This is a genomic window from Streptomyces sp. NPDC051217, from assembly GCF_044455465.1.
Lineage (GTDB): Bacteria > Actinomycetota > Actinomycetes > Streptomycetales > Streptomycetaceae > Streptomyces.
Map to the genome: position 1 here is coordinate 229649 of NZ_JBITEV010000004.1, position 12109 is coordinate 241757.

At 66.6% G+C, this 12109-nt stretch carries 8 protein-coding genes; 2 read left to right on the plus strand and 6 right to left on the minus strand.

Annotated elements, in window-relative coordinates; all coding sequences use genetic code 11:
• Positions 1-82: 82 nt before the first annotated feature.
• Positions 83-1897: a bifunctional metallophosphatase/5'-nucleotidase gene (locus tag ACIBBB_RS12350; RefSeq protein WP_398980979.1), complete on the minus strand. Its 1815-nt coding sequence runs from the start codon at positions 1895-1897 to the stop codon at positions 83-85.
• A 236-nt stretch (positions 1898-2133) separates the two neighbouring features.
• Between ACIBBB_RS12350 and ACIBBB_RS12355 the strand changes: the two genes are divergently transcribed.
• Both ACIBBB_RS12355 and pyk read left to right on the plus strand, forming a co-directional pair.
• On the plus strand, positions 2134-2844 hold the full coding sequence (locus ACIBBB_RS12355) for an SIMPL domain-containing protein (protein ID WP_398980981.1): 711 nt from the start codon (positions 2134-2136) through the stop codon (positions 2842-2844).
• Positions 2845-2989: 145 nt separating this feature from the next.
• Complete coding sequence (gene pyk / locus ACIBBB_RS12360; RefSeq protein ID WP_398980982.1) at positions 2990-4423, plus strand: pyruvate kinase; 1434 nt, start codon at positions 2990-2992, stop codon at positions 4421-4423.
• Positions 4424-4489: 66 nt separating this feature from the next.
• On the opposite strand, the gene ACIBBB_RS12365 is transcribed toward pyk, so the two are convergent.
• Genes ACIBBB_RS12365 through ACIBBB_RS12385 form a run of 5 tightly spaced genes read right to left on the minus strand, consistent with a single transcriptional unit; the run spans position 4490 to position 12101 of the window.
• Positions 4490-6169, minus strand: coding sequence for an ATP-binding cassette domain-containing protein (locus ACIBBB_RS12365; RefSeq protein WP_398980984.1), 1680 nt, complete (start codon positions 6167-6169; stop codon positions 4490-4492).
• Positions 6170-6211: 42 nt separating this feature from the next.
• A complete protein-coding gene (gene rfbH, locus ACIBBB_RS12370) occupies positions 6212-7531 on the minus strand; it encodes a lipopolysaccharide biosynthesis protein RfbH (protein WP_398980985.1) in 1320 nt (439 codons plus the stop codon).
• 45 nt (positions 7532-7576) lie between these two features.
• Positions 7577-9613 carry an aminodeoxychorismate synthase component I gene (gene pabB / locus ACIBBB_RS12375; protein ID WP_398980986.1) on the minus strand — a complete coding sequence of 679 codons (2037 nt, stop codon included), beginning with the start codon at positions 9611-9613 and terminating at the stop codon, positions 7577-7579.
• A complete protein-coding gene (locus ACIBBB_RS12380; RefSeq protein ID WP_398980987.1) occupies positions 9610-11106 on the minus strand; it encodes a class I adenylate-forming enzyme family protein in 1497 nt (498 codons plus the stop codon). Before ACIBBB_RS12380 ends, pabB begins: the two co-directional genes overlap by 4 nt.
• Before the next feature lie 41 nt (positions 11107-11147).
• Entirely contained in the window at positions 11148-12101 is a 954-nt protein-coding gene (locus ACIBBB_RS12385) for an NAD-dependent epimerase/dehydratase family protein (protein ID WP_398980988.1), read from the minus strand.
• Between the last annotated feature and the right edge of the window lie 8 nt (positions 12102-12109).

Below are 12109 nucleotides of genomic sequence, written 5' to 3' on the forward strand. Positions count from 1 at the left end.
CCACGCGCCGACGCTCACAAGGGGGTGCGCCGGCGTGGTGCCGAGGGGACGGCACCACGCCGGCGCGTCATCGCGCGACGAGTCAGAAGACCGGGGTGCCGTCGCGCGTGAGCTTCCAGTCCACCGAGGCGAACGCGGCCGGGTCGACGGTCTTCTCCGTCTGCACCCACGTGATGATCGTGTTCCGGATCTCGTCCGGGTCGGCCCACAGCTGCTGGGCGCCCGCGACATGCGGGAAGTTGCCGCCGCCGCTCGCCCGGTAGTTGTTCACTGCCAGGACGAACTTCGCCGCCGGGTCGAGCGGCTTCCCCTCGAAGGAGAGATTCACGATCCGCGAACCGGCCGGCTCGGCGATGTCGATGTCGTACGTCAGCCCCGACACGACGTCGTAGTTGTAGTCCGGGATGTTGTCGGCGTTCGTCAGCTTCGAGGTGTCCACCGGCGCACCGGCGGGCGTCCGCACGTAGTACTTGGCCGAGAACTCCAGATAGTCCTTGATCTGAGCGCCCGTCAGCAGACGTGCCTCCAGGGTGTTCTCGAACGGGTACAGCGCCGCCGCGTCCTTGATGGTCACCTCGCCCGCCGGGATCCCCGCCGTACGCGAGAAGCACGACGCCTGCGACAGCAGCGGCAGCGCCGCCCACTCACCGCCCGCGAGACCGGCCTTCACCGTCTCCGTCTGCACATGGTTGATCAGGTCGATCAGCGGCTCGTCCCGCCAGGGTGCGTCGGCCGTCGTCATGGCGGCCGTCGACGTCCCGATGACCTGGTTGACGTACGCCACGACCTTGCGGTGCTCGTCGGCGAGCAGCCCCGTGATCTTCCGGTCCTCCTCCACCGTGTTGGAGTTGAGGACCTGCGCGCCCACCTTCTCGACCGACCAGCGGCCCCGCTCCCACACCAGGTCGAAGTCGAACAGCGTCAGCCGCTGCCCCCACTTCAGCGGCTCGGACAGCACCACGTCCTTGCCGGTCTCCTTGTTGGTGACCCGGTACTCCGGAATCTCACTGTGCGCGTGACCGACCAGGATCGCGTCGATGCCCGGCACCTGCTCGGCCACCAGACCGGCCGCGTTCTCGATGTGCGGAAGCTGATCTCCGTAGGAGGACGTGCCGCTCGACCCCGAGTGGGCGGAGACGATCACGACGTCCGCGCCCATCGACCGCAGCTTCGGCACCCACTTCGCGGCCTGCTCCTCCAGCCCCGGGAACGTCATCCTGCCCTGGACGTTCGCCTTGTCCCAGATCGCGATGCCCGGGTTCGTCAGCCCCAGCACGGCCACCCGCACATCACGCCCGTGCGGTGTCCGCAGCCGCTTGATCACATACGGCGGGAACGCCGGCCGCAGCGTCTTCGCGTCCAGCGCGTTGGCACCGAGCAGCGGGAAACGGCACTGCTCCTCGAACTTGCGGAGCACCGGGATGCCGTAATTGAACTCGTGGTTGCCGAGCGCGGCCGCGTCGTAACCGATCGCGTTCATCGCCTGCGCCATCGGGTGCACGGGGCCGCGCTTCGCCGTGATCGGGTCGATCTTGGCGTAGTAGTACGAGAGCTGGGTGCCCTGGATGGTGTCGCCCGCGTCGATGAGCAGAGTGTTGCCCCGGCCCTTCTCCTTACGGATGCGGTTCACCAGGGTGGAGATCTTCGCCAGACCGACGTCGTTGCGGTCCTTGTCGTCGAACTCCTTGTCCGTGAAGTAGTCCCAGTTGAAGACGTTCCCGTGCAGGTCGGTGGTGCCCATCACGGTGAACGAGTACCGCTTCGGACGCCCGTGGCCATGTCCGTGGCCGTCGCCGTACTCCCGCGCCTCCGCGGGCACGACGGCGCCCCCGGTGATCGCCACACCCGCTCCGGCGGCGGCCGACCGGCCCAGGAACGTCCTTCGGTTCAGCGGCATCGCTACTCCCTCGTACTCGTCAAACCGTGCGCACAACGCGCGTAGACAGGGCCGCTAGATTCTGACGCAGGAACGCGGAATCGAACACCCCCAACGGGTTTCGATCCGATGACCACCGAATGTCGTGCCCGGACGGCAGCCGGATGGGAGAGTGGCCGGACGGACCGGGGGAGGCCGTACGCCGCGCCGCCCCCGTCACCCCCACAACCCGCCGTCGTACGAGGGAGAACCCAGCCGTGACCACCGATGCCCCCGCCCCCGCCTCCGCGCCCTACGGCACCCCGGAAACCCCGAGGGTCGCCGTCCGGGGCGAGGCACGCCTGGAGTTCGACCCGGAGATCGCCAGGATCGGCGTCATGGTCAGCGCGCGCGGCACCGACCGGCGCACCGCCCTGGAAGACCTCACCCGCCGCAACAACGAGGCCCTGGCCCTGATCAAGTCGTACGGCGACGCCGTCGAGAAGCTGGAGACCGGCTCCTTCTCCATCAACCCGGGACTCACCCGGCACGGCCGCGGCGAACGCATCCGCGCCTACCACGGCCGCGTGAACATCAGCGCCGAGCTCGCCGACTTCACCGCGCTCGGCGAACTGACCACCCGCCTCGCCGACCTCGACCTCACCACCGTCGACGGCCCCTGGTGGGCCCTGCGCCCCGATTCGCCCGCACACGGCGAGGCCCGCAGGCAGGCGGTCCGCGAGGCGGTCCAGCGGGCCCGGGAGTACGCCGCGGCGCTCGGCGCGAACCTGGCCGCGCTCGTCGAGCTCGCCGACATCGGCGCGGAGAACGCCGTACCGTTCGCCCCGCGCGCTCAGGCGTACGCGGTGAGTTACGGCGGCGCTCCCGAGGCCGCCGGCGCGGCCCCCGCGCTGGACCTCGAACCGCAGCGACAGACCGTCTACGCGCAGGTGAACGCGCGCTTCACCATGACACCGCCGGTTCTCTGACCGGCGCACGCGAAAATCCTCGATAACGCTCATCAGAGCACCCCGGCGCCCACTTCAACACTTGTCAACAACCCTTCATGCAAAGGTTGTTGAGTAGTCATGTGAGACCAATTACCTACCCGGCGGTAAGGTTTAGTCTCGATTCATGCGCCGAGCAAAAATCGTCTGTACCTTGGGGCCCGCCACCGACTCGTACGACCAGATCAAAGCACTGGTCGAGGCCGGAATGGATGTCGCCCGCTTCAACCTCAGCCACGGCACCTACGCCGAGCACGAGGAGCGCTACCAGCGCGTACGCAAAGCCGCCGAGGAAACCGGCCGCAGCGTGGGGATCCTCGCCGACCTTCAAGGCCCGAAGATCCGCCTCGGGCGCTTCCGTGAAGGCCCGGTACTCCTTGAACGCGGCGACGAATTCACCATCACCGTCGAACCCCTCGAAGGCGACCGCCACACCTGCGGCACGACCTACGAAGGACTCGCCGACGACGTGACCGCCGGTGAGCTCATCCTCGTCGACGACGGCAAGGTCACCCTTGAGGTCACAGCGGTCGACGGGCCCCGCGTCCGTACCACCGTCGTCGAGGGCGGCATGGTCTCGGACAACAAGGGCCTCAACCTCCCCGGCGTCGCGGTGTCCGTTCCCGCGCTCTCCGAGAAGGACGTCGACGACCTCCGCTGGGCCCTGCGCATCGGCGCCGACGTCGTCGCCCTCTCCTTCGTACGGAGCGGACGCGACATCGACGACGTCCACCGCATCATGGACGAGGAGGAACGGCGCGTCCCGGTCATCGCCAAGGTCGAGAAGCCGCAGGCCGTCGAGAACATAGACGACATCGTCGCCGCGTTCGACGGCATCATGGTCGCGCGCGGTGATCTCGGCGTCGAGATGCCGCTGGAGCAGGTGCCGATCGTGCAGAAGCGCGCGATCAAGCTCGCGAAGCGCAACGCGAAGCCGGTCATCGTCGCCACGCAGATGCTCGACTCGATGATCGACAACTCCCGGCCGACCCGCGCGGAGGCCTCGGACGTCGCCAACGCCATCATCGACGGCACCGACGCGGTGATGCTTTCCGGCGAGACGAGCGTCGGCAAGTACGCGGTCGAGACGGTCCGCACGATGAGCCGGATCGTCGAGGCGGCGGAGGAGGACGTCCTGGCCAAGGGCCTCCCCCCGCTCACCGAGCGCAACAAGCCCCGCACGCAGGGCGGCGCGGTCGCCCGCGCGGCGGCCGAGATGGGCGACTTCCTCGGCGCGAAGTTCCTGGTCGCCTTCACACAGTCGGGCGACACGGTCAAGCGCCTCTCCCGCTACCGCTCGCCGATCCCGCTGCTGGCCTTCACCCCGGACTCGGCGACCCGCGCGCAGCTCAACCTCACCTGGGGTGTGGAGGCGTTCCTCGGACCGCACGTGGAGTCGACGGACGCGATGGTCGAGCAGGTCGACGAGCAGCTGCTGCGGATCGGCCGCTGCGACAAGGGCGACATCGTAGTGATCACGGCCGGCTCCCCGCCCGGCGTCCCGGGCTCGACGAACCTGGTCCGCGTGCACCACATCGGCGAGGACGACAGCCCGAAGTAGTACGCGCCGCGGACGCACACCGGGCGGAGCTCATCGCTCCGGCCCGACGTGCTCCCGCGGCGCGGGTCAGCCGCGGCGGCGTACAACGCGTTTCTCGTCCCACACCGGCTCGGGCGCCTCGTAGACGGTGCCGTCGGAACCGAAGACGAAGAACCGGTCGAACTCCCGGGCGAACCACCGGTCGTGCGTCACCGCGAGAACGGTCCCTTCGAAACCGCGCAGCGCGTGTTGCAGCGCCTCGGCGGAGACGAGATCAAGATTGTCTGTCGGCTCGTCCAGCAACAGCAGTGTCGTACCACCGAGTTCGAGCAGCAGAATCTGGAAACGCGCCTGCTGTCCCCCGGACAGTGAGTCGAAGTCCTGCTCCGCCGCACTCGCCAGTTCGTACCGGGCCAGTACCCGTGACGCCTCCTCGCGGGGCAGCCCGCCACGGTGTTCGTCGCCGCGGTGCAGGATGGAGACCAGCGTGCGGCCGACGAGGTCGGGCCGCCCGTGGACCTGCGCGAACCAGCCCGGACGGACCCTCGCGCCCAGCCGCGCCACCCCCGTGTGCGACACGGGCTCCACCGGAAGATCACCCACCGGCTGATGTTCGGGCTCGGGGGCGCTGCCGCCGGCGGCGAGCAGACGCAGAAAATGCGACTTGCCCGAGCCGTTGGAACCGAGCACGGCGACCCGCTCGCCGAACCAGACCTCCAGATCGAACGGCTTCATCAGCCCGGTGAGTTCCAGACCTTCGCCGATCACGGCCCGCTTACCGGTCCGTCCGCCGCGCAGCCGCATCGACAGATGCTGCTCGCGGGGCTGCGCGGGAGGCGGACCCGCCTTCTCGAACCGTTCGAGCCGCGTCTGGGCGGAGCGGTATCGCGAAGCCATGTCCGAGTTGTAGGAGGCCTTCTGCTTGTACATCTGGACGAGGGACTTCAGCTTGGCGCGCTCCTCGTCCCATCGGTTGCGCATCTCGTCGAACCGCTCGAAGCGCTCCAGCCGGGCCTGGTGGTAGGTGTCGAAACCGCCCGGGTACACCCAGGCGGTGTTTCCCGCCCCACCCAGCTCGACCGTGATGATGCTCTGCGCCGTGCGGGCCAGCAACTCGCGGTCGTGACTGATGTAGAGGACCGTCTTCGGTGTTTCGGTCAGCCGGCTCTCCAGCCACCGCTTGCCCGGAACGTCGAGGAAGTTGTCCGGCTCGTCGAGCAACAGCACCTGATCCGGGCCGCGTAACAACGCCTCCAGGACGAGCCGCTTCTGCTCACCGCCCGACAGCGTCTGAACGGCGCGCCGTTGGCACCGCTCGAAGGGCATGCCGAGCGCCTCGGTGGTGCACACGTCCCACAACACCTCGGCGTCGTACCCGCCGACATCACCCCATTCGGCCAGCGCGTTCGCATACGCCATCTGCGCCGAGGTGTCCTCACTCGCCCGCATGGCCGCTTCCGCCGCGTCCATGGTCGCCGCGACCCGGCGGACGCGGGGGTCCACCACGGACAGCAGCAGATCACGCACCTGGGCACCCTCGCGAGCGATGAACTGCCGCATGACGCCCAGGCTTCCGCCCCGGTTCACCACCCCACCATGCGGTGCGAGGTCTCCGGCGATCGTCCGCAGCAACGTGGTCTTGCCGGACCCGTTGGCGCCGATCAGCGCGACTTTCTTCCCCTCACCCACCCGGAACGAGATCTCATCCAGCAACACCCGACCGTCCGGCAGCGTGTAAGAAACAGAGTTGACATCGATATATCCCACCGCGAAATGGTATCACGGATGTGATAACAAGGTTTGGCGGTTTCACGCGGCCCCGCGGCCGCGGTGCAGCACGAACTCCGTGATGGTTTCGGCCACATACTCGATCATCTCGGGGCGCAGGCCGGGATAGACCCCCACCCAGAAGGTGTGCTCGGTAATGATGTCGGTGTTGGCCAGCCCACCGGAAATCCGGTAGTCCCGCCCGATGTAGGCGGGATGACGGGTGAGATTGCCGCCGAAAAGCCGGCGGGTACCGATACGCCGCTCTTCCAGGAATGCCACCAACTCCTGCCTGGTGAAAGGCGCTTCCGGCAACACGGTCAGCACGAATCCGAACCAGCTGGGATCGCTGCCCGGGGTCGGCTCGGGCAACAGCAGTCCGGGCAATCCGTCGAGTGACTGGCGCAGTTGATTCCAGTTCCGGCGCCGGATCTCACCGAATTCCGAGACCTTCCCGAGCTGGCTCACGCCGAGCGCCGCCTGTAGATCCGTCGTCTTCAGGTTGTAGCCGATTTCGGAGAAGATGTATTTGTGGTCGTAACCGTGGGGGAGCGTGCCGAGTTGGTAGTCGAAACGCTTGAAGCACGTATTGTCCTGGCCGGGCTCGCACCAGCAATCCCGCCCCCAGTCGCGCAGTTGCTCCACGAGCCGTGCCAGCTTGAGGTCGTCGGTCAGTACGCAACCGCCCTCGCCCGTGGTGATGTGGTGGGCGGGGTAGAAGCTGACCGTGGCGAAGTGACCGAAGGTACCGGTGAGTTGCCCCTGATACATCGAGCCCATGGCATCGCAGTTGTCCTCGATCAGAAAGAGGCCGTGCCGCTCCGCGAGCTCGGCCATCTCCGCGACCTGGTAGGGATTGCCCAGCGTATGGGCCATCGCGATCGCCCGCGTACGTGGTGAGACCGCGGCGGCCACCCGCTCGACCGTGGTGTTGTACGTGCCCAGTTCGACGTCCACGAATACGGGGATCAAGCCGTTCTGGACGATCGGATTCACCGTGGTCGGAAAGCCCGCGGCCACCGTGATGACCTCGTCCCCGGGGCGCAGCCGCCGCCTCCCGAGCGTTCTGGAGGTCAGCGCCGACACCGCCAGGAGGTTGGCGGACGATCCCGAGTTCGTCAGATGCGCCTTCCGCAGCCCGAAGAAATTCGCCAGACCGCGCTCGAACTTCTGCGCGCTGACGCCTGCCGCGATGCGCATGTCCAGCGCGGCGGTCACCAGCGCGACCCGGTCGTCCTCGTCGAGCGCGGCACCGGAAGGCCAGATCGGGGTGACGCCCGGCACGAACTCCGTGGCGGCACCGGTTTGATGGTATTTGCGGGTGAGCTCCAGAATTTGATCCTTGTTGATGTCGGCGGACACACTGCCTCCTGATTGCTCACCTATGGCTGTCTCGGACGTACGGCATCAATCGAGGGATCCCCCGAAGGCGGACTTCGGGGCCGTCGCCTTCACCAGCGTCTCGACGTACTCCGCTTCCGGGTCCGACATCAATGTGATCGCGCCACCGACTCCGAACGACGCGGAGTTCTCTTCGACGACAAGAGTTCTGATCACCACACTCAAGTCGGCCCGCCCGTCGAGGGACACCCATCCGAGCACGCCCGAATAGATACCTCGGGGCTCTTCCTCCAGGCCGGCCAGAATCTCCATACTGCGCAGCTTCGGCGCCCCGGTCATCGAGCCGGGCGGAAATGACAGCCGGATACAGTCCACCGCCGCGACGTCCTGGCGGAGTCTCGATTCGATGGTGCTCACCATCTGATGTACCGACGCGAAGGTATGCACACCGAACAACTCGACGGGACGGACGGACCCGACCTCCGAGACGCGACTGAGATCGTTCCGCATCAGATCGACGATCATGAGATTCTCGGCGATCTCCTTCTCGTCGGTCGCGAGTTCCCGCTTCAGCGCCGAGTCCTCGTCCTCGGTCGCACCGCGCCGGCGAGTGCCCTTGATGGGACTGACGCGCACGAACCGATCGCCGGTGATGGTCATGAACCTCTCGGGCGAGGCGGACAGCACGGAGAATCCCGGTGTCCGCAGGAACGCGCCGTAGGGGACCGGGCTGGCGGCCCGAAGACGCGCGTAGGTCGTGACGGCATCGAGGGAGCCGGCCACGGAAGCGGTGTTGGTCAGACAGAGTTCGTAGGAGTCACCGCTGGTGAGGTAGGACTGACATCTGAGGATCTTCTCCAGGTACGACTCCTTGCTGTCCCGGAACACCACGTCCCTCGGGTACGCGTGGGACGCCGGGGCGATGTCGCGAGGAAGGGCCGACATCGCGTGCGACACCGCCCGAGAGGCTTTCTCGAACCACTCCTGCGCGTCGGCGCCGCTCCCCAGACCGCGACCCGACGCGAACAGCAGATAGACCCGGTGCTCTCGATGGTCGACGACCACATAGCGATCGGTGAGCAGGAACCTGGCATCGGGGAGGTGTGAATGCCGGGAAAGGGTCATTCGCTCGGTGTCCGCCCTCAACTCGTACCCGAAATACCCGACGTAGCCGGGGCGGAATTCGAAGGGAAGCAACTCCTCCCGGTCCACGCGGACGGCGCACTGCCGCTCTTTGAGGAAGGTGAACACATCGGAGTCCACGTACCGAACCGAACCGTCGGGCTCTGTCACCGTGACGCGGCGGTCGGCCACCCGGTAACTCACCGTTGTCGAGAGGGCGTCCGGCATCCCGCCCATGATGGAGAACCGGCCCTGGTCGGTGTCGGAACTGTCCAGCCAGAAGGACTCCGTCGACGAGCCGCAGAACTCTTCGAACAGCGTCCGGCCGTCGACCTCTCCTGACAGGCACACCCAACGACAGTCGATCGTGCCGCTGAGGGCCGAGTGATCGGACGATACGGCCTTGTCGTCGCCCACGATCCCGACGAAATTACGCAGGAGGACCTTTCCGTCCTCGGTGAGAATCGACTCCGGATGAAACTGAACTCCCCACACCGGTCTGTCTCTGTGGCGGATCGCCATGGCGATGCCGTCCTCGTCCTCGGCGATGAGCTCCAGCGGCGCCTCGATACCCGTCACGGCCAGCGAGTTGTACCGTACGGCGGTGAACACCTCAGTCATTCCGAGGAACAGCCGGTCGCCGCTGTGACGCACCCGGGAAGTCCTCCCGTGCATTATCTTCGGGGCGGGCCCGACCTTCGCCCCGAAGACGCTGCCGATGATCTGGTGCCCGAGGCAGACGCCGAGAATCGGCTTGTCCGTCGACGTCACGACGGTACGGGATATACCCACATCTGCGGGTACGTCAGGACTTCCGGGACCAGGTGAGATCACGACGCCGTCGAAGTCGGCGAAGGAGATCGACGACATCGGGTCGTCATTCTTGACGACCACGCATTCGACATCCGCGATCTCGCTCAGATACATCCAGATGTTGTGGGTGAAGGAATCGTAGTTGTCGATGAGGAGAATACGGATCATTTGATCATTCCCGGTGGTGCGCCATCGAGAGACGGGATCAGTCTGTGTCTCATGATTTTGCCGCTGGCCGTTCGGGGGATTTCCGAGACCGGCGTCCACTGTTTCGGAACACGGAATGGTTCCAGCTCCCGGCGAAGGTGCGACCGGAGGCCGGCGAAGAATTCGTCGGTCTCCCCGATCGATGGATCCAGCTCCACGAGCGCGGTGAGTGTGGAAACACCGCTGACCACCGGAGCGACCACCGCGCAGTCCTTGATGCCCGCACAGCCTCTGATGGCTGCCTCTATCTCCACCGCCGATATGGAGATCCCCCCGACATGGAGGAAGTCATCTGTTCGGCCGACCACTACGAGACCGCCGTTGTCGGCCCAGTACCCGTAGTCCTTCGTCTCCAGCCAGCCGTCGACCAGCAGTTGTCTCGGCCCTTTCGCGGTGACCGCGGTCTCGGGAATGGTCGGGCCGGACACCCACACCGCGCCGATCTTCTGTGCCGGTCCCACCGTCGGCGGGAGGGCGTCGGAGCCGCTTCGCAGCTCCACCTGGTAACCGGGGCAGACGAGACCGGCGGTGCCCGCCGCCCGGCGCCTCGTTCCGTTCGCGCAGAAGGCGTTGCCCACCTCCGTCGAGCCGATCTGATTCAGCACCTGGACCTGCCAGAGGTCCTCTATCCGAGTCGCGACCGAGTCGGGCAGTGGTTCGCCGGCGGAGACGATCGCCCGGAGGGACGCGGGGCGTTCGACGGCGGCGCTCTCGATGTGGTCGGCCAGCTTGGCGAGTGCCGACGGAACGGAGAACGCCACGGTGGCGCCGTGCCGGTGCAGGGAGTCGGCGAACTCCTTTTCGTTCCTGCGCCGGCTGTTCAGTACGACCGAGGCACCGCTGAAGAGCGGGTAGACGAACTGATTATTGAATCCATAGGTGAAATAGTATTGCGAGAGCGAGACGATCGTGTCCGTCGCATCGATATCCAGGCCGTTCGCACCGCAGACCGCTTCGTAGAAGACTGCGAGATCCTTACTCGTATGTGCCACGGCTTTGGGATCTCCGGTGGTACCCGAGCTGTAGAGGTAGTAGCGAGAGACCGCGGATCCCTCCGGATGGACAGCGTGGCCGGTCGCCTGCCGAGCTTCGTATCGATCGATTCCCAGTGCGCCGTCGGAAAAGGACATCACGAACTCCGTGGGCAGAATTCCCAGCATCCTCGACCGGACGTGCTCGTCCAGATCCGGATTCACGACCAGGGGAACGGCGCCGACGGCGTGGAGAGCAAGGAAAGCGGGCATCCATTCGGGCCGGTCGCCCACCAGGAGCCCGACGTGATCACCCGCGCGGATGCCGTGATCGAGTAATTCATCGGCGAGATTTCCGGCCAGGGCGTGGACCTCGGTGTGGAGGTACGTCTCACCCGTCTCTTCGTCCGTGACCGCTGTGGTGTCCGTCCAGCCGCCCCGGTCCGCCAGCCGCGCGGCCAGAATCGAGGTATTGGTATGCATGGGTCTCCCGGGTTCCGTGGGTGTGCCGAGGTACGGCCGAGTCAGACGAGTGCGGTCGCCGCCGGCTCATCGAGGGTGAGGGAGGCACGGATGGAGTCGGTGAGAGTGAAGTCCCTCGTCCAGCCGAGGCGTGACTCCGCACGTGAGACGTCCGCGCACTGCCATGTCGATCCGATGCGCAGATCGACGGGACTCCGTACGAATCGATAGGGAATCCCGGTCTGCTCCGTGAAAGCGTCGAAGAGCTGACTGATACGTGTCGCGGTCCCGGATGCCGCGTTGTAGGTCGCCACCGGCGGTCCCGAGCCACCTCCCATGGCCAGGCACACCAGACGGGCCACATCCCGGACGTCGACCAGGTCTCGTGCCGTTTCCGGATAGGGAACATTCGCCACCACCCGGTCCGCCCCCGCTTGCGCCGCCGCCCGGTAGAGCCCCACCGCCAAGGCCCAGATTCCGTTCGTGCTGTGCCCCGGGCCGATCACATTGAACGCGCGTACGACCGTTGCCGGACTGTTCATGCGACAGGCCGCGCGAATCAGGTAAGAGGCTCCCGCCGTCTTCGACTTGCCGTACGCGGTCACGGGAGCCAGGGCGCTCGATTCGCTCACCGGGACACCCGGGGCGGTGGCACCGTATTCGTGGGACGAACCGATATGAAGGATCGACTCCGTCGACCCCGACACCTCGCACGCTTCACCGAGACGGCACGGCCAGAGGACATTGTCCCGGCGGATCACGGCGGGATCGGTCGACCATGAGGCACCGACGGCATTGACGACCGCGGCGGGGCCACAGCGACGCAGGAAGCGCGGCAGCGCGACGGGCGACCAGTCGTTCCCGGAGTAGTAGGGACCGTTGATGTCCCCGACGCCACCCGTCGTACGCCCGTACCGGTCCACTCCGATACAGCGCCACCCGTCCGCCGCCAGCGCCGCGGACACACGTCTGCCGATGAATCCCCTGGCGCCGAAGATAATGACGGTCCTGGCCATCGTGATGC